Raw genomic sequence first — 16,854 nt, forward strand, 5'->3', positions numbered from 1 at the left:
CGTTGACCCCGGTGAGGAGCGCCGTCTGCCCGGTGCCGCTCTGCGGCCGCCCGGGCACGCCGAGCGTGGCGTCCGCCGCGACGAGCACCGCCCCCTCCGCCACGATCCCGCCGCCGTCCAGGTGCTCGCGGACCGGGAGCCGCCCTCCGAGGAGCGCACGCAGCCGCGGGAGCCGCGCCGCCGCGAAGGCGTTCACGGAGGGGTCGTCCGCGCCGATCCCCACCCCGTCCAGGAAGACGAGGAGCACGCGCCCGGGGGCGGACGGGTCGGTCGCGGGAATGGCCATGTGCGGGACAATCTGACGGGGAGGCGAGGCGGGCGAAAGTGCGGGGACGGGAGTGCGGGAGTGCGAAGTGCGAGGTGCGCCTGTGCGGCCCACCAGAGCCACCGGGAACGAGAAACGGGGCCGCCGCCCTGAATGGCGACGGCCCCGCTCGGACATTCCCGAAAAGATTCCTTACGCCGGGATCCGCAGGCGCTGGCCCGGGCGCAGGTTGTTGTTGCGCAGCCCGTTGGCCCGCTTGATGGCGTTCACGCTGGTGTCGTTGCGGCGCGCGATGGTCCAGAGCGACTCGCCCTCGCGGACGCTGTGGTACTTCGCGGAGGACTTCTTCGGCCGCGCGGCCTTGGCCACCCGCGTCTTTCGCGCCTGCTCCACCTTCGCCTTGGAAGCGGCGCTCTCGCGCGCCTTTTCCACCTTCGCCTGGGCGGCCGCGGACTCGCGGACCCGGTCGAAGTTGGTGGCGTACTGCACCCGCCGGCCCTCCGGGATCCGCACGGCGTAGGGCTTCGACCCCGGGGGGGTCACCCCCTTCACCAGCTGCGGGTTCAGGTCGCGGACGTCCTTCTCGGTCACGCCCACCGCCTTCGCCACCACGTCCAGCTTGGTGCCGCCCGGGACCTCGACGATCTCCGTGGGGACCGGGAGGTAGCGCTCCACGTCGCCCAGCCCGTACTTGTGCGGCTCCTTGCCGATCAGCGCGGCGGCCAGCATGAGCGGCACGTACTCGCGGGTCTCGGCGGGGAGGCGCCGGCGGATCCGCCAGAAGTCCTCCTCCTGCCCCTTCACCGACCCCGTCTCCTCGCGCATCACGCGGGCGACGCGGTTCTCGCCGCTGTTGTAGGCGGCGGCAGCCAGGTACCAGGAGCCGAACTGGTTGTGGAGGTCCTGCAGGTAGCGGAGCGCCGCGTCCGTGCTCTTCTCGGGGTCCTTCCGCTCGTCCACGTAGCCGTCGACCCGCAGCCCGTAGCGCTGGCCGGTCTCCTCGATGAACTGCCACAGCCCCACCGCCTGCGCCTTGGATCGCGCCGTCGGGTTGAAGCCGGACTCGATCATGGAGAGGTAGAGCAGGTCCTCCGGCATGCCGCGCTCGCGCAGCTTGGCGCGGATCATCCCCTCGTAGCGGCCGGAGCGCTTCAGGTAGAGCGCCATCCGGTCGGGCTGCTTCTCGGTGAAGATCCCGATGAACCGCTCGACCGGGTCGTTGCGGACGATGGGGATGTCCCAGGTCACCGCGGCGACCGTGGCCGCCGCGGCCTCGGAGACCATCGCGGCAGGGAGCTGCGCGGAAGGAGCCACGCCCGTCTTGGGATCCTTGACGCCTACGACAGCGGCGCCGAGGACGCTGCCGAACAGGACTGCGACAGGGAGAGCGGACCGAAACTCCATACGTGAGCCTCCAGGTTTGGATCTGAAACGCCGATCGCGCCGAGAGGGCCGAGTGCCCCGATTTCGATGGGAAAACGTCCAGCGGACGCATCTATTATAGCGGTTCTTCCCCTCGAAATCAATGCATCCCATACACATAGAGGTACAACCGGCCGGGATTCACGCCAGATGTTCCCCAAAGGAGACCGGAGGCGGCCCCGCGCCTGCAACCTGACACGTAGTTACCCATCGGCCGTAGCCCGGGTTGCCATCCGTTGCCGCCCAACGGCTTACACGGAATCCGCCCAAACGAGCTGCCGGGGGCGCGGGCGGGACGTTCCCATATGGGAACACGAGCGGAGTCCGCGTCAGGGCCCCCGGCGGCGCGGGGGGGTGACGGCGCGCACCAGCGAGGCCACGCCGAGCCAGAAGACCAGGAAGGCGACGGGCCAGCCGAAGAGGCGGGGGAAGAAGAAGCCCAGGAGGGACACGAGCACCAGGAAGGCGCCGAGCGCAGCGACCCACCCGGTGTCCTCGCGGCCGATCATCCGCTGGCCCACCAGGGAGCGCCCCAGGACGGAGCCGGCGCGGGCGACGCGCCCCACGGCGCGTCCCAGGGTCCCGCCGCGGTGTGCGCGCCGCCGGGCCTCGCGGGCGGAGGCGCGGCCGGGCTTGCGGACGTCCTCGGGGCGCTCGGTCACCAGCCGCTCGGCCTTGCGCCGCTCCGGGTTGCCGATGCGGCGCCCGGGGGGAGTGAGGGTGATCTCCACCGCGGACTCCAGGTCGCGGAGGAAGAGGTCCTCCATCTGGCCGGCGAACTCGCGGTCGAGCACGGCCACGTCCATCTCCCAGTTCCCCAGGAGGGAAGCCAGGTTCATGTTGCTGGACCCCACGCGCGACCAGACGCCGTCGGCGACGGCGGTCTTGGCGTGGATCATGGGGCCCTCCCACTCGAAGAGCCGCACCCCCGCCTCCAGCAGCGGGCGGTACCCGGCGCGCGACAGTCCCCCGACGATGGGCCAGTTGTTGAAGGCGGGGACGATGACGCGCACGTCCACCCCGTCGCGGGCGGCGGCGGCGAGCGCCTCGGTCATCGCGGGCGGGGCGACGAAGTACGGGTCCGTGATCCAGAGCCGCCGCTCCACGCCCACGTTGATGAACTGCGACAGCCGGTAGATGCGGCTTCTCCCCGGCTCCCCCTCCACGACCCGCACCGCCACGTCGCCGACGCGGCGGGCCCGCTCGGGATCCGGGACCTCCTCGGGGGGGAGCGGGCGCCCGGCGATCCCCCAGGTGCGGGCGAAGGCGCGGTCGATCACGGCCGCCACGGGCCCGCGGAACTCCACCCCGGTGTCGCGCCAGGGGGGAATGCCGGCCGCCGGGTCGCCGGCCCACTCGTCGCCGATGCACATCCCGGAGACGGAGGCGTACTCGCCGTCCGTCACCACCACCTTCCGGTGGTCGCGCCGCAGCCCGTTGAGCGGGTCGCGGACGCTGGGCGGCGCGAAGGCACGCACCCCCGCCCCGGCGTCGCGGAGCGGCTTCCAGAAGCGCCCCGGGGTGGCCCAGCACCCCAGCCAGTCGTAGAGCACCCGGACCTTCACCCCCTCGCGCGCCCGGTCGGCCAGGGCGTCGCGGAAGCGCCGGCCGGTGCGGTCGTCGCGGAGGATATAGTTCTCCAGGTGGATCCACTCGCGCGCCCGGCCGATGGCGTCCAGCCACGCCTCGAAGGCCATGGGCCCGTCCACCAGCAGGCGCGCGGAGTTCCCCCGCACCTGGTGGGCATCCGAGGCGCGCAGCATGGCGCGCTCCGCCTGGCGCACCAGGGTCCGGGTGATCGCGAACGCGCCGGGCGTGGTGCGCCCGGGCTCGACCCGCTGCAGCGAGGTGAGCGGGGCTTCGGTGGCGGGTGGGATCGCGCGCTCCGGTCCGTGCATCGAGCGGTGTTCGGGTGGCTCCTCGGGGCCGCTGCGGCGCCCGCCGTCCGGCCGGCGGCGCCCTTCCGCGACGTCGTATGGATAACACGTGTACCACGGCAGGGCGAGGTTCGTGCCGCAGGGGAGCGCAGGCGAGGGGTGCGGCTACGGCGTCCCCAGAGCTTCGCGCAGCGCGGAGCGGGTCTGCGCCACGTACGCGCCGCCGAACAGGTTGACGTGCACCAGGAGGTAGAAGAGCTGGTACGCGGCCCGGCGCCCTTCGCGGTACCCGGGGAGGAGGGGGCGGGCCTCGGCGTAGGCGGCGCGGAAGCGCGGGGCGAAGCCGCCGAACAGCTCGGACATGGCGAGGTCCACCTCGCGGTGCCCGCGGTAGGCGGCGGGGTCCACCAGGGCGGGCTCGCCGGTGGCGGCGGGGAGCACGTTGCCGCCCCAGAGGTCGCCGTGCAGCAGCGCGGGGCCGTCCTCCTCGGCGGGGCCCAGCAGGTCGGGGAGACGGTCCAGCAGGCGCGCCCACTCGCGGGCGTCGTCCGCGTACCCGGCGTCGCGGGCGCGCCGGAGCTGGGGCTCCAGCCTGCGCTCGCGCCAGAACTCCGCCCAGGTGGAGGTGGAGGCGTTGGGCTGCGGGAGCGGGCCGATGAAGTTGTCTTCCTCCCACCCCCAGCGGCCGTCCGCCAGCCGGTGCAGCGCGGCGAGCCCGCGCCCCAGCCGCTCGTCGTATCCCGGTCCGGGCGCGCCGGGCTCGATCCACTCCAGCAGGAGCCACCCGGGCTCGCCGGGGGCGCCCTCCTCCGCCGGGTCCCAGGCGGCGAGCACCTCCGGGACGCGCAGCTCCTCCCCCGCGGCGGCGCGAAGCGCACGGAGGGCGCGGGCCTCGGCGGGGAAGAGGCCCGCGGGGGCGTCGGCGTTGTACTTGAGGAAGGCGGGGCCGTCCGGCAGCTCCAGCCGCAGCGCGGGGTTGACGCACCCGCCGCCCACCGGGCGGGCGTCGCGCACCGCGCCGAAGCGCGCCTCCACCCGCCGCCGGACCGCCGCCGGGAGGGTCACGCCGCTCCCTGCTCCCGCAGCAGGTGGACGAGCAGGGCGGCGCAGGAGCGCTCCACCATGTCGTGCACGTCCTCGAAGCCGCGGGCGCCGCCGTAGTACGGGTCCGGCACGTCCGTCCCGCTCCGCTCGGGGTCCCACTCGCGCAGCCGGTGCACGCGCGCGGTGCCCCCGGTGGCGGCGTGCAGCGCCTCGACCTCCGCCTGGTTCTCCGCGTCCATGGCGATCACGTAGTCGAAGCTGCGCAGGTCGCGGGCGGTGAGCTGGCGGCTCGCCCCGGCCACCGTGATGCCGCGGGCGCGCGCGGTGGCGGCGCTGCGCCGGTCGGGCGGCGCCCCGGCGTGGTAGCCGGAGGTGCCCGCGGAGTCGACCTCGAAGAGGTGCTCCACGCCGCGCTCGCGGGCCAGGTGCCGGAACACGGATTCGGCCAGCGGCGAGCGGCAGATGTTGCCGAGGCAGACGAAGAGGATCTTCACGGGCGGGTCGCTTCATCGCTCGAGGAATCGTCGAAACCGGCCCCAAGCTCGCCCCCGGTCGCCGGAGCGCGCAAGTCCGTGCCGGACGCGGCCGATTCCCGGCCGGGCGCTCGAAGTGAGCAATTTCCTGGAAGAGATGGAGCGGCCGAACCCGCACTTTGTTCCCACCGTAGCTGCGAGTCGAGTCCAGAGAGACGGCCCGCCGCGCGCCTCGGCCGGGGCGCAGGAGGGGACGTCTCCCGAAACCACGCTGCACCATTCGATCAGAGGGCCGATGATTCACATGAAGCGAGGCATCCAGGGACTGGCGCTGGCGTCCGCGATCTTCGCCGCCGCGTGCGACGACGTCCGGCCGCTGCCCACCCAGACCGAGGCGGCGCGCGAGCCGCAGGCAGCCGCCGCGCCCGCCGCCAAGCAGTCGGACGGCGGGATCCGGCGCGACGCCGCGGAGTACGCGAACGCCAACGGGGTGAGCGTGGCCGAGGCGATCCGCCGCATCGAGCTGCAGGCGGCCATCGGCGACCTCAACGGGAAGCTGGAGGAGCAGGAGGCCACCTTCGCGGGGCTGTACATCGAGCACGAGCCGGAGTACCGGGTCGTGGCGCGCTTCACCCGGGACGGCGCCGCCACGCTGCAGCGGTACGTGGCCGGGACCGCGCTGGCCGGCGTGGTCCGCGCCGAGGCCGCGCGGGCGAGCCTGGCCGATCTCCGGAAGGCACAGCAGACCGCTCTCCAGGCGGTCCGCGCCCGGGGGATCGAGGCGGACGGGAACGTCGACGTCCGCGCCAACGTCGCGGAGGTGCGCGTGCTGAACGCCGCGGCCGCCCGCGCCGCGGAGGCCCTGGACGCGCTGAGGCTGCCGGCCCAGGCCAGGGTGGTCGTCGTGGAGGCGCTGAGCCGTCCCTCCGCTCCCATCTACGGCGGGGCGTTCATCAAGAACCTCAACACCGGCAGCTACTGCACGGGCGGCTTCACGGTGCGCCACTCCAGCGGCGCGAGGGGTATCCTCACGGCCGGGCACTGCGACAACAACATGTGGGTCTGGGACTACGTCGATCAGGCCTACTACAAGATCTGGTTCCAGGCAGAGCGGTTCTACGGCGCCCAGGACGTGCAGTGGCACACCACGCCGTACACGCCGGACAACTGGGTCTGGACCGGCTCCAACTACCGCGAGATCCTGGCCACCCGCTCCCGCGCCAACCAGAACGTGGGCGACTGGGCGTGCAAGTACGGAGTGAGCTCCGGCTACAGCTGCGGCTACATCCAGACCAAGACCTTCACGCCCGGGTACGTCCCGGGGGCAACCTCGACCTACATCGTCGTGCACCGGGACGGGGTGGACAACTGCACGCCGGGCGACAGCGGCGGCCCCTGGTTCGTCTCGAACACGGCGCTCGGGGTGATGTCCGGGCACATCAACAACGTGGACGGCATCTACATGGCGATCAACTTCGCCTCGTACCTCGACATCACCCCCCTGACCAACTGAGCCGGACGCCCGCCGCGCGGAGAGGCGGCCCGGAGAGGATGAAACAGTGCACCCCGGCGGGTCCCGCCGGGGTGCACTGGTCCAGGAGAGGGCTTCCGGCCCGCCGTCAGAGCGACTGCCCCAGCGCGCGCTCGAAAGCTTCCCGGCGGCGGCGGCTCAGCGGGACCCGGGTGCCGTCCACCAGGACGATCACGTACCGCCCCGCGAAGTCGGGGCGCACCTCCCGCACGCGGTCGAGCGCGACGATCGCGGAGCGGTGCACGCGCACGAAGCGCCCCGGGTCGAGCTGCGCCTCCAGTTCCTGCAGCGTCTCGCGGACGAGGTGCGCCCGTCCGCCCACGTGCAGCCGGGCGTAGTAGTCCTGCGCCTCGATCCAGTCGATCTCCTCCACGCGGACGAAGGTGACCCGTCCCGTCTCCCGGACCAGGATGCGGGAGACGGGACGCGGCGCGGCGGGCAGGACCGGCGCGCCTCCCATCAGCGCCACCAGCCGGTCTCCCAGCGCGCCCATTCGGCGCTGGCGCACCTGCTCCTTGGCGCGCCCGATCGCCGCGTGGAAGCGGGCGTCGGTGAAGGGCTTGAGCACGTAGTCGAGAGCGTGCGCCTCGAACGCCTGCAGGGCGTAGCGGTCGAACGCGGTGAGGAAGACGACCACCGGCATCCTCTCCGGCCCCACCTCGCGCACGACACCGAAGCCGTCCAGCTCCGGCATCTGCACGTCCAGCAGCACCAGGTCCGGCCGCATGGCGTCGATCGCGCGCACCGCCTCGCGCCCGTCCGCGCACTCCCCCACCACCGCCACCTCCGGGTCGCCGCGCAGCATGGCGGCAACGCCGGTACGGGCCAGCGGCTCGTCGTCCACGATCAGCGTGCGCACGGGCTCCATCGCTCCCCCGGGCGTCACGCGAGCTCCAGCGCCGGGGTCGGGAGCTCCGCCGGCTCGAAGGGCAGCTCCACGGTCGCGACGACGCCGCCTTCCTGGCGCGGAGACACCCGCAGGAGCCCCCCGGAGCCGTAGAGCCGCTCCACCCTGCCGCGGACGTTGGCCAGCCCCACCCCGGTGCATCCCTCCATCGTCCACGCCGGAGGGAGGCCGGCGCCGTCGTCCTCCACCGACAGGTGGAGGCGCGGGCCCCGGCGCCTCGCCCGTACCCGCACCGTCCCGCCCGCCGAGCGCCCCGCCACCCCGTGGCGGAGCGCATTCTCCACCAGCGGCTGCAGGAGGAGGTTGGGGACGCGGGCGTCGAGCGCGTCGGGGTCGGCCTCGATCTCGACCCGCAGCCGGTCTCCGAAGCGGACGCGCTCGATCTCCAGGTAGCGCCGCACGAACTCCACCTCGTCGCGCAGGGTGACGTGGGCGGTGCCCGTCTCGTACAGGACGTGCCGCAGCAGCTCGCTGAACCCCACCAGCACCTCCAGCGCCCGCGGCGTCTCACCGGCGCGCACCAGCATCGCCACGGTGTTCAGCGCGTTGAAGAGGAAGTGCGGGTGCATCTGCGCCCGGAGCGCCTCCAGCTGCGCCTGCGCCAGCTGCGCCTCCAGCTGCGACGCGCGCAGGTCGCGCTCGCGGTAGCGCCGCGCCGCCGACACGGCGACCGCGGCGCCGGCCACCAGCCCGTAGAGCGCCACGTGCGCCTGCATCCACGGGTCGGAGAGGATGGCGCGCAGGACGCCCAGCGGCCCCCCCGCGAACTGCGGCGGCGGGGTGAGCCCCGCCAGCGAGGCGAACACCCCGAAGTTCACCTCCGCCGCGGTCGCGAACGCCACCGCCAGCACCGCATGCAGCGGGAGGAAGCGCAGCCCGCGTCCCTCGCCCACGGGGAAGCGCCGCGTCAGCCAGGCGATGAGCGGCGTCGCGGCCGCCCAGAAGAGCCACACCGGGAGCTGCCAGAGCAGCGCCGCCGCCAGCGAGAGCCTCACCCCACCGATCCCCGTCCCGGCACGCGAGGCGGCGTAGACCTGCAGCGCCGCCAGCACCCCGGGGACGCTCCAGGCAGCCACCAGCAGCGCCCACGGGAGGAGGCGTCGGCGCAACGGGAGGGGCGGGTCGTGGGAGGCGGCGCGCATCGGGTGGCCGGCGGCGAGGGGGCGCGGGGGGAGTGGACGCCCGACAAGATGCGGGGACCCGCCCCCCGGCGTCCAGGTGGACGCACGCGCCCCGTCCGGCCTCCGCACCCCCTGCGGCGGGGCTACGCCGCCGCACCGAGCGCGGGCCGTACCGCGACCGCCGCCGCGGCGCGGGCCCGCACGCCCCCGAGCAGTGCCACCCCCAGTGCAGCGAACGCCACGTACGGGAGCGCGACGGCCAGGGGGCGGATCGCGGGGAAGATGAACGAGACCGGCATCAGGAGCCACCCGGTCGCCACCAGCAGCCCGACCGCGCGCGGCATGGCACGCCCGCGGACGATGGCGGTCCCGAACATCACCGCGCCCACCCCGAAGACGGGGCCGGCCGCCTCGAAGAGGATCCCGAGCGGCCCCGCGTCCAGGATCGTCGCCACCGCCACGGGGTCCACCCCCGTCGCCGCCTGGGCGTGGTGGAGGACGGGGAGCACGGCACCGTCCAGGAGCCCGTGGATGCCGTCCAGCACCAGGTTCGCCACCCACACCAGCGCCGCCCCCGCCGCGGCGAGGCCGCGGACGCGCTCCGGCTGCGCAGCGCACGCACCGGGGAGGCCCAGAGAGACCAGCACCACCGCCGCGAGCAGGAGGAGGTGCGACGGCCCGGTCATGGCATGGGCGTAGTAGCCTGCGTCCTTGGCGGGATGCAGCACCGGGACCATGATGCCGGCCGCGCCGCCGGCCAGGAGAAGCGCGCCGCTCGCGCGCAGGATCTTCGTGGACATGTCGTTCTCTCTCCGCGAGGTATCGGGCGGGCGGCCCCCGTGGCCTCCGCGCGCACCAAGCTGCAGCGCCGCGCCCGGTGCGGGAACGGTGGTGCAGTGAGAGGAGGGATCCGTGCAGCGAACGGTCGCTGGCGTGCAGCGTGCGGCCCGCCCCGCGAAAGTCGTCGTTCGAAGCCGGGCGCGTCAGCCGGCAGCGACGACGCCGTCTGCCCCCTATGCCTGCACGCGGCGATACAGCGCCACGTGCCAGAGGAAGGTGCGGTCCTGGGCGATGCACTGCAGCCCCTGCCTCCGGAGCTCGGCCGCGATCGCCTCGGGCGGATGCAGGTAGGTGCGGAAGGCGCTGCCGCGCAGCCGGAAGAAGAGGTTGCCGGCCGCGAACGCCGCGCGGGTGGCCCACCGCCGCCGGGGATAGCTGAGGCCGTACAGGTGGCGCGCCTTCGACGCGGAGGCCTCGACCAGGCGCGGCATGTCGGGATAGCAGCAGACCACCCGGTCCAGCGTGACCACGTCCGCCTCCGGCAGCTCCGCGGCGAGGTCGACGAAGTCGCCGTGGTGGTATTCCACGCGGTCGCGGTGCCCCTGCCGGGCGGCCTCCTCCCCGGAGGCCTGCAGGTACGCCGTGGAAGCGTCCACGTGCACCGCGCGGGCGAGCCCCTCCCGCAGCAGCTCGTGCTGGATGGCGCCGATCCCGCCGCCGACGTCGAGCAGCACCCGGCCGCGGACCTCCTCCCGCCGGAGCATCCGGAGCAGGCGCCGCGTGGCGGGGATCGGTCCGCGCCTGCGGTAGCGCCGCAGGTCACGCCGCGCCGCCCTCCGGCTGAAGAGGTCCTCCGCGTCCGCACAGTGGCCGCAGCAGCTCATCGGCAGAGCCTCCTCGAAAGGCCCGCGCGGCCGGTCACGACGGCACCTGCCGGTTCCTGCCGCGGGCGAAGTACAGGATGTCGTCGTGGTGGTAGTACAGGCACCAGTCGACCGAGGCGCCGAAGACGATGAGGTTGTCGTGGGAGAAGATGGACCCGGCGTACTTCACCACGATCTTCCAGGTGGTGAGCACCGCCGGCTCGTCCAGGGCGCCGAAGATCGGGAGCAGCAGGACCTCCGCCGCGAACGGCAGCCCCCGGCGGTAGAGCCACTTCTTCATCGCCGCCTCCTCCGGGATCACGTACCGCTCCACCTCGCGGTAGCAGCCCTCGCCGAATGGGTCGTTCCCCCAGGCGTCGCCGCACACCATCCGGTTCCGCACTTCCAGCTCGTACGCGGCGCGCGTGGACGCGGCGTCAAGGAAGAGGACCTGCTCCCGGTGGCGCGGGAGCATGGAGTTGAACTCGTCCTCGGTCCCCATGGCCGTCCAGCGCTCGATCCGGTCGAGGCGGGATCCGGTGAGCATGCTCAGGTCGATCATCGCGCGGTATGGTGGGAAGTCGCAGGGGGCGGCCGTGTCCGCCCTCCAATATGCGCCGCGCCGACGCCCTGTCCACTCCGGGCGCTCCTCCTGCTGGCCCCCTCCGTCGTCCCCACTTATGATTCCGCTCGCACCCGCCCCGGCGACGCTCCCTCTCCCGCACCGCGGTCCATGCGCCGTCTCCTGCTCGCCGCCCTACGCGCCGTCTCCCGCCGGCCGCGCGCCGCGCTCCTCCTGCTGGCGCTCGCCACGCTCCCCCTCGCGGCGGCCGCGGCGGGGCTCAAGCCCGACAACAGCCTGTCGGTCTGGTTCGTGGAGGACGACCCCGCGCTCCTGGCCTACAGGGAGTTCCTGCGGGAGTTCGGGAGCGACGAGGCCGTGGCCGCGGCCTACCCCACCCCCGGCGGGGCGCTGTCCCCCGGGGAGCGGGCGCTGCAGCTGCGCGCCGCCGAGCGGCTCCGCGCCATCGAGGGGGTGGAGGAGGTGCTCTCCCCCGCCACCCTCGCCGCCTCACTCCCCCCGGGCGAGGGGACCGCGGACGCGCTCCGCCGGGCGGGGGTGGTCTCGGAGGACGGGGAGACCGCGCTCCTGCTGGTGCGGATGTCCGCCCGCCCCGACCTGGACGCGGTGCGGGGAGAGATCCTGGAGCAGATCCGGGAGGCGCTGGCGGAAACGGTCGGCGTGGGGGGGCGGGGCGTCCACCTGGCGGGGAACGGGGTCCTCTACGACGCGCTGAACCGGCAGACGATCCGCGACAGCGCCCTCTACCTGGGCCTCGCCTTCGTGCTGATGACCGCGCTCCTCTGGCTCACCCTCCGGCGCGCGCGGGCGGTGGCGGTGGCGCTCGCCGGGCCGCTGGCGGCGAGCGGGGCCACCCTGGGGATCTTCGCCCTCTCCGGCCGCCCGCTCACGCAGGTGACGGCCATCCTCCCCATGCTGATCCTGGTGATCGGGCTCACCGACGCCATCCACCTGGTCTCACACCACTACACGGAGCGCCGCGCCCACCCTCCCGCGGGGGAGCCGGAGCGGCGGGAGCGGGTGGCGCGGAGCATGGCCGACCTCGCCGTCCCCTGCCTGTTCACCTCGGTCACCACCGCGCTCGGCTTCCTCGCGCTCTCCGCCTCGCGGATGCCCGTGGTGCGGGACCTCGGCCTCTTCGCCGCGGTGGGGATGGTGCTGGTCTGGGTGCTCACCATGGTGGCGTGCACCGCCGGGCTCGCCCTGCGCGACCTCCCCCCGCCCCCCGAGAGCCGGGGGACGGACCGGGCCCTCGCCGCGCTGGGGCGCGCCCTCCCCCGCAGGCGGGGGTGGGTCCTGGCGGGGAGCGCCGCGGCCGCGGCGCTCCTCCTGGCGGGGGTCGCACGGATGGAGGTGAACACCTACACGCTGGAGCTCCTCCCCCCCGGGCACGAGGTGCGGGAGGACAGCCGCTGGATCGAGGCGCACGCGGGGTTTTACACCCCGCTGGAGTTCGTGGTACGGTCCACGGACGGGCGGCCGGTGCTGCGGCCGGAGGTGCTGGACCGCCTCGGAGAGTGGCGGCGGCGGGCGGAGCGGCGGCCGGAGGTGGGGCGCACCTTCGGGGCGGCGGACCTGGGAGAGCGGAGCGTCTACCTCTCCCGAGACGGGAGGACGGCCCGGATCACCGCCTACGTCCCTATGTCGAGCACGCAGGGGTTCGCGGCCACGGCCCGCGCGCTGGAGCGGGAGGGGAGGGAGGTGCTGGGCGAGGGGGTGACGATCCGGGCGGCGGGGTACCTCCCCCTCTACCTGCGCATCATCGACTACGTCCTGGAGAGCACGCTCCGGGGGCTGGCGCTCGCGGCGGGGGTGGTCTTCGTGGTGCTCGGCCTCCTCCTGCGCTCCCTCCCCCTCACGGCGGCGGCCGTCCCCGTGAACCTGTTCCCGGTGCTCCTGGTGTTCGGGGTCATGGGGTGGAGCGGGATCCCGCTGGACATCGCCACCGCCACCATCGGCGCCATCGTCCTGGGGATCGCGGTGGACGACAGCATACACTTCCTGTTCCGCTACCGCGGGGAGCGGCGCGCCGGAGCGGCGCCGGAGGCGGCGGTCGGCACCACGCTGCAGACCGCGGGGCGCGGGATCGTCCTCTCCACCGTCGTCCTCGCCCTGGGGTTCGCGGTGCTCGCGGCCTCCGGGTCCCGCTCCATCGCCTACTTCGGGATCCTGGCCGCCCTGGCCGTCGTGGGCGCGCTCGTGGCGGACCTCTTCCTCCTCCCCGCGCTGCTGCTGGGGGGCTCCCGCCGCACGGCCGCGTGAGGCGGGCGCCTCAGGCGGCCCACTGGGGGAGGGTGGGGCCGCGGAGGGGGGCGTAGCGGTTGCGGCGCCGGGTGAGGTCCTCGACCACGCGCCCGCGGAAGGCGTCCATGTCGCGCGTCCCGCCCAGCGCTTCGCGGTACGCGGGGATGTCCAGCACCTCCAGTCGCAGCGAGATCTCCTTGAAGAGGCGCGGGAAGCGCTCGCCCGGGGCGGCCACGTGGTGCAGGCCGCCGCTGTAGGCGATCAGCATCCGGCCCGAGTCGATCCCGGCGATCAGGTCGGCCACGCCGGCCTTGATCGTCATGGGCCGCCCGTCCACGTCCAGCCCCGTGCGCCGCATCATCCGTCCCTCGGGGAAGATGATCGTGATCGCCCGCGGGCCGCAGCAGTGGCGCAGCACCTGCTCCCAGCTCAGGTCCCGCTTGCGGGAAACGGGAACGACGCGCCGCCCGACGAAGCGGAACATCCACCCCGCCCCCCTCCGCTCCATAGTCTTGGAGGCGATCGGCACCACCGCGTCGCGCGCGATCCGCCAGACCACCCGGTTCGGCAGGACGGCCGCGAACACCGGCTCGTACAGGCTGGTGTGGTGGAGCACCGAGATGATCCGCAGGTCCTCCCACGGGTCCTCCGGCACCTCCCCCACCCACTCCACGTCGAAGCGGTAAAAGAGGCGGCTCAGCACCTTCCAGAGGAGCAGGAGCAGGAACACCGGGAGCGAGCGCATGGGCACCTCCCCGTCGGGCACGCGTTCACGCCGGGTGCAGCTGGACAGCCGCACCGGCGGTGGAGACCGTCGACCGACGTGCCTGGGAAAGCAAGGGGCGGGCCAGCGGACCCCATTCCGGCGCTCCGGTCCCGGCGGCGTGCCGGCGTCCACGAGAGCACGGCCTGGAGTGCTGCGTCAGGCTGGGCGGGGGCCGGAGCGCGCCCGGCGGGTGCGCCAGAGCAGGCGGGCGTAGATGGCGAGGGTGAGGGTGAGCACGAGCGCGCCGAGCACGAGCTGCAGGCTGCGGGAGAGGCCCTCGGGATACAGGAGCGAGACGACGTAGCGGTCGATGAACCCTCCCGAGTAGCCCGCCTCTCCGCCCAGGCGCCGCAGCCGGTTCTCCAGCGGCGTCAGAGGGCAGACCCGGCCGGAAAACTCGATCCACACGCCCCAGAGCGCGGCCGGCACGTGGAGCCACGCCAGGCGGGGGCGGCGCAGGACGAGCAGTCCACCCAGGACGACGAACAGGACGAATCCCAGGTGGACGAGGACCACCGCATCAGCCAGCCAGCGGTACAGCACGATCGCGGATCCTTCCAGAGGTGAGGTCGGTCTCCATCCCCTGGAGGTACCCCGGACCCGTCCGCAGGAGCCGCGGCGGCCCGCCTGCGGCCGGGCGGCTGCGGCCGGGCGGCTGCGGCCTACGGGAGGACGAGGTCCACGCGGACGCTGTCCGGCTGGACCCGCTCGCTGCGCAGGGCGAGCGCCGCGTGCACCATCGAGCTGTCCGCCCCGCCCGGGCTGAGCGCCGTCACGCGCACGCAGACCGCCCGCTCACCGTACAGCGAGTAGACGTGGAGCCGGTACGCGCCCGAGGCGTCCGAAGCGGCCGGCCTGCCCTCCGGGTGGACCTCGCCCGGGCCCTCCCCGCAGATGGAGCGAAACACGGTCGCCTGGAGCTGTACACCCGCGATCGGCTGGCCGGCAGCCGATCGCACGCTCCCGTGCACGACGCCGTGGCTGCGCGCGGGAGGGCAGGCGCACATCCCGGTGGGGCTGCTGCAGGAGAGCAGGAGGGCACAGGCGGATCCGGTGAGCAGGGTGCGAGTGCGCATGGTTTTCAGGGGGTCAGGGCTGCGTCTGCCGCCGGAAGTGGAGGTGGCCGGCTTCCCCGAAGTACAGGCGGAGCTCGGCGGGCGTGGCCTCGAAGGAGTGGGCGCGCACCATCGAGCTCAGGTACCCGCCCGCCCGCTCGGCCTCGGGCCCGCCGATCAGCGTGGTCACGACCTCCTCCATGCGGATCTGCCCCGCTGGGGTGGCGGTGTACCTGCCTCCGTAGCCGTTCGGGCCCGCCGCACCCCCGAGGCGCCCCTCGGCGGTGAAGTGGACGGTGAGCTTCGCGCGCGCGGAGGAGATGGTGCCGGCGCTGGAGGCGATCCGCTCCAGCCGCCACGGGTCGCCCGGAAGCAGCGCGGGGTCCTGCGAGCCCTGGAACAGCTCGGGCTCGACCGCGGACCGGCAGGAGATCGGGGCCAGCAGGAGCAGGAGGAGCAGCAGCGTTTTCATGGGACCTTTCCGGGGGGCGGCGTGCACGATCGGGCCTCCACCCGGAGAGACGCACGGCCGTGGCCGGGCGTCACGGGAGCACCCCGGGCCGCGGTCCCCCGGCGCCGGGCCCGACCCCGCGGATCACGGGTCACTCTCTTCCTCCGCCACACCACACGGCAGGAGGTCGCATGGATCCAGGTTGCGGCCGCGCCACCACCGGTTCGGATCGGGAACGGTGTAGACGGAGAAGTGCAGGTGGGGACTCCCGGGAGGGGCATTTCCCGTCTGGCCCACGTAGGCGACCACCTCGCCCTGGCGCACCAGGTCTCCTTCCTTCAGGCCCGCGCGGTATCGCTGGAGGTGTCCATGGAAGTAGATGGTCCGGCCGTCGAGGTCGCGCAGGTAAAGGGAGATCCCGCCCACGGCGGTGGAGTCGCGTCCCACGACTACAGCGGCGGCAGCGGCCAGGACGGGAGTTCCCTCCGGAGCGAAGATGTCGATCCCTTCGTGGGTGCGCCCACCGGAGCGTGGCGCACCGTAGGTGTCGCGCAGCTCCGACGGACGAACACCCGCGACGGGGATGATGAGCCCGCCCGAGGTCTCAGGTGCCCGGAGCTCCTCGCGGGGCGTGATCTCCAGGACGAACGCCTTCCCGGTGAACGCCAGATAGAGGAGCAGCCCAAGCGCTGCGGCGGCCTGGGTGAGGAGGACGACGAGGAGGATCCTCTGGAGAGGCAGACGTGTCCACATCCGACCTGCCGGTTGCGAGGGTGCGTTCCCACGGCGGGCAGGTGCAGAAAGCGAGCCGCCATCACCATCCGTTCCATCGGGCCACCTGGAAGGGGACTTGCAGCCCGGAGCCGTGAACCGGAGCCCCGAGCCTGCCATGCCTGTAGAGATCCCCGCCAACGCCCTCGTCATCCTGCTCGGCCCGCCCGGCTGCGGCAAGAGCACCTTCGCGCGGCGGCGCTTCCGCGAGACGGAGGTCGTCTCCTCGGACGAGTGCCGCAGGCTGGTGTCGGACGACGAGGCGGACCAGTCGGCGACGCCGCAGGCGTTCGACGTCTTCCACGCCATCGTCCACGGCCGCCTCTCGCTGGGGCGCCTCGCCGTCGCCGACGCCACCAACGTGAGCCCCGGCGCACGTGCCCGCCTCCGCGGCGGGGCCGCCCGGTGGGGCGCCCCGGCGGTGGTCCTCGCGCTCGACGTGCCGCTGGAGACCTGCCTCGCACAGAACCTGGAGCGTGAACGGCAGGTCCGGGCGGAGGTGATCGAGATGCACTACGAGCAGTTCCTGGAGGCGAGGAGCGCGCTGGCGGACGAGGGCTACCACGCGGTGCACGCGGTGGGGCCGGAAACGGAGGTGGTGATCGGGCCGGCGGTGCGGGTGCCGCCGCCCGCACCGCCGGCTCCGGCGGCATCGGAAGGCGCGGCGGGGCCGCAGCAGCAGACGGCGAGCACCCCGCCGC

18 protein-coding genes are annotated in these 16,854 nt (G+C 73.8%); 3 read left to right on the forward strand and 15 right to left on the reverse strand.

The window, feature by feature from the left end; all coding sequences use genetic code 11:
* From VGR37_20295 to VGR37_20315, 5 genes are all read right to left on the reverse strand, one after another.
* Nucleotides 1–286, reverse strand: a 286-nt coding sequence (locus VGR37_20295) for a hypothetical protein (GenBank protein HEV2149752.1), incomplete at its 3' end; no start/stop codon positions are given.
* Nucleotides 287–457: 171 nt separating this feature from the next.
* Nucleotides 458–1,579 carry a transglycosylase SLT domain-containing protein gene (locus tag VGR37_20300; protein ID HEV2149753.1) on the reverse strand — a complete coding sequence of 374 codons (1,122 nt, stop codon included), beginning with the start codon at nucleotides 1,577–1,579 and terminating at the stop codon, nucleotides 458–460.
* Nucleotides 1,580–2,016: 437 nt separating this feature from the next.
* Nucleotides 2,017–3,585 carry a phospholipase D-like domain-containing protein gene (locus VGR37_20305; protein HEV2149754.1) on the reverse strand — a complete coding sequence of 523 codons (1,569 nt, stop codon included), beginning with the start codon at nucleotides 3,583–3,585 and terminating at the stop codon, nucleotides 2,017–2,019.
* 144 nt (nucleotides 3,586–3,729) lie between these two features.
* On the reverse strand, nucleotides 3,730–4,629 hold the full coding sequence (locus VGR37_20310; GenBank protein HEV2149755.1) for a fructosamine kinase family protein: 900 nt from the start codon (nucleotides 4,627–4,629) through the stop codon (nucleotides 3,730–3,732).
* Nucleotides 4,626–5,102: a low molecular weight protein-tyrosine-phosphatase gene (locus tag VGR37_20315; protein ID HEV2149756.1), complete on the reverse strand. Its 477-nt coding sequence runs from the start codon at nucleotides 5,100–5,102 to the stop codon at nucleotides 4,626–4,628. The genes VGR37_20310 and VGR37_20315 overlap by 4 nt, the downstream gene beginning before the upstream one ends.
* Before the next feature lie 283 nt (nucleotides 5,103–5,385).
* On the opposite strand from VGR37_20315, the gene VGR37_20320 reads away from it, so the two are divergent.
* Complete coding sequence (locus tag VGR37_20320) at nucleotides 5,386–6,594, forward strand: S1 family peptidase (protein HEV2149757.1); 1,209 nt, start codon at nucleotides 5,386–5,388, stop codon at nucleotides 6,592–6,594.
* Nucleotides 6,595–6,700: 106 nt separating this feature from the next.
* Here the strand turns inward: VGR37_20320 and VGR37_20325 are convergent, their stop codons facing one another.
* The 5 genes from VGR37_20325 to VGR37_20345 all read right to left on the reverse strand — a co-directional run bounded on the left by VGR37_20325 (nucleotide 6,701) and on the right by VGR37_20345 (nucleotide 10,845).
* Complete coding sequence (locus VGR37_20325; GenBank protein ID HEV2149758.1) at nucleotides 6,701–7,498, reverse strand: LytTR family DNA-binding domain-containing protein; 798 nt, start codon at nucleotides 7,496–7,498, stop codon at nucleotides 6,701–6,703.
* Nucleotides 7,495–8,661 carry a histidine kinase gene (locus VGR37_20330; GenBank protein HEV2149759.1) on the reverse strand — a complete coding sequence of 389 codons (1,167 nt, stop codon included), beginning with the start codon at nucleotides 8,659–8,661 and terminating at the stop codon, nucleotides 7,495–7,497. Before VGR37_20330 ends, VGR37_20325 begins: the two co-directional genes overlap by 4 nt.
* A gap of 122 nt (nucleotides 8,662–8,783) precedes the next feature.
* On the reverse strand, nucleotides 8,784–9,440 hold the full coding sequence (locus tag VGR37_20335; GenBank protein ID HEV2149760.1) for a hypothetical protein: 657 nt from the start codon (nucleotides 9,438–9,440) through the stop codon (nucleotides 8,784–8,786).
* A gap of 213 nt (nucleotides 9,441–9,653) precedes the next feature.
* Nucleotides 9,654–10,304 (reverse strand): class I SAM-dependent methyltransferase, encoded by a 651-nt coding sequence (locus VGR37_20340; protein HEV2149761.1) that lies wholly within the window; start codon nucleotides 10,302–10,304, stop codon nucleotides 9,654–9,656.
* Between the two features lie 34 nt (nucleotides 10,305–10,338).
* A complete protein-coding gene (locus VGR37_20345; protein HEV2149762.1) occupies nucleotides 10,339–10,845 on the reverse strand; it encodes a hypothetical protein in 507 nt (168 codons plus the stop codon).
* Nucleotides 10,846–11,016: 171 nt separating this feature from the next.
* Between VGR37_20345 and VGR37_20350 the strand changes: the two genes are divergently transcribed.
* Nucleotides 11,017–13,128, forward strand: a complete 2,112-nt coding sequence (locus VGR37_20350) for an MMPL family transporter (GenBank protein ID HEV2149763.1) — start codon at nucleotides 11,017–11,019, stop codon at nucleotides 13,126–13,128.
* 10 nt (nucleotides 13,129–13,138) lie between these two features.
* Here VGR37_20350 and VGR37_20355 read toward each other — a convergent pair whose 3' ends face one another.
* From VGR37_20355 to VGR37_20375, 5 genes are all read right to left on the reverse strand, one after another.
* Entirely contained in the window at nucleotides 13,139–13,855 is a 717-nt protein-coding gene (locus VGR37_20355) for a 1-acyl-sn-glycerol-3-phosphate acyltransferase (protein HEV2149764.1), read from the reverse strand.
* A gap of 177 nt (nucleotides 13,856–14,032) precedes the next feature.
* Complete coding sequence (locus VGR37_20360; GenBank protein HEV2149765.1) at nucleotides 14,033–14,419, reverse strand: DUF2784 domain-containing protein; 387 nt, start codon at nucleotides 14,417–14,419, stop codon at nucleotides 14,033–14,035.
* Between the two features lie 119 nt (nucleotides 14,420–14,538).
* Nucleotides 14,539–14,952, reverse strand: a complete 414-nt coding sequence (locus tag VGR37_20365; GenBank protein HEV2149766.1) for a hypothetical protein — start codon at nucleotides 14,950–14,952, stop codon at nucleotides 14,539–14,541.
* Nucleotides 14,953–14,965: 13 nt separating this feature from the next.
* Complete coding sequence (locus tag VGR37_20370; GenBank protein ID HEV2149767.1) at nucleotides 14,966–15,403, reverse strand: META domain-containing protein; 438 nt, start codon at nucleotides 15,401–15,403, stop codon at nucleotides 14,966–14,968.
* A gap of 123 nt (nucleotides 15,404–15,526) precedes the next feature.
* The gene (locus tag VGR37_20375) at nucleotides 15,527–16,135 is read right to left on the reverse strand and encodes a M23 family metallopeptidase (protein HEV2149768.1); all 609 of its coding nucleotides are present in this window, start codon (nucleotides 16,133–16,135) and stop codon (nucleotides 15,527–15,529) included.
* Nucleotides 16,136–16,271: 136 nt separating this feature from the next.
* Between VGR37_20375 and VGR37_20380 the strand changes: the two genes are divergently transcribed.
* A partial coding sequence (locus tag VGR37_20380) for an AAA family ATPase (GenBank protein HEV2149769.1) occupies nucleotides 16,272–16,854 on the forward strand: 583 nt, incomplete at its 3' end.

This window comes from Longimicrobiaceae bacterium (genome assembly GCA_035936415.1).
Taxonomy (GTDB): Bacteria; Gemmatimonadota; Gemmatimonadetes; order Longimicrobiales; family Longimicrobiaceae; genus JAFAYN01.

Coding starts and splice junctions, on each gene's coding strand:
- VGR37_20305 (HEV2149754.1), bottom strand. CDS start 3,585: ATGCACGGACCGGAGCGCGCGATCCCACCCGCCACCGAAGCCCCGCTC.
- VGR37_20320 (HEV2149757.1), top strand. CDS start 5,386: ATGAAGCGAGGCATCCAGGGACTGGCGCTGGCGTCCGCGATCTTCGCC.
- VGR37_20330 (HEV2149759.1), bottom strand. CDS start 8,661: ATGCGCGCCGCCTCCCACGACCCGCCCCTCCCGTTGCGCCGACGCCTC.
- VGR37_20335 (HEV2149760.1), bottom strand. CDS start 9,440: ATGTCCACGAAGATCCTGCGCGCGAGCGGCGCGCTTCTCCTGGCCGGC.
- VGR37_20340 (HEV2149761.1), bottom strand. CDS start 10,304: ATGAGCTGCTGCGGCCACTGTGCGGACGCGGAGGACCTCTTCAGCCGG.
- VGR37_20345 (HEV2149762.1), bottom strand. CDS start 10,845: ATGATCGACCTGAGCATGCTCACCGGATCCCGCCTCGACCGGATCGAG.
- VGR37_20350 (HEV2149763.1), top strand. CDS start 11,017: ATGCGCCGTCTCCTGCTCGCCGCCCTACGCGCCGTCTCCCGCCGGCCG.
- VGR37_20355 (HEV2149764.1), bottom strand. CDS start 13,855: ATGCGCTCGCTCCCGGTGTTCCTGCTCCTGCTCCTCTGGAAGGTGCTG.
- VGR37_20365 (HEV2149766.1), bottom strand. CDS start 14,952: ATGCGCACTCGCACCCTGCTCACCGGATCCGCCTGTGCCCTCCTGCTC.
- VGR37_20370 (HEV2149767.1), bottom strand. CDS start 15,403: ATGAAAACGCTGCTGCTCCTCCTGCTCCTGCTGGCCCCGATCTCCTGC.
- VGR37_20375 (HEV2149768.1), bottom strand. CDS start 16,135: ATGTGGACACGTCTGCCTCTCCAGAGGATCCTCCTCGTCGTCCTCCTC.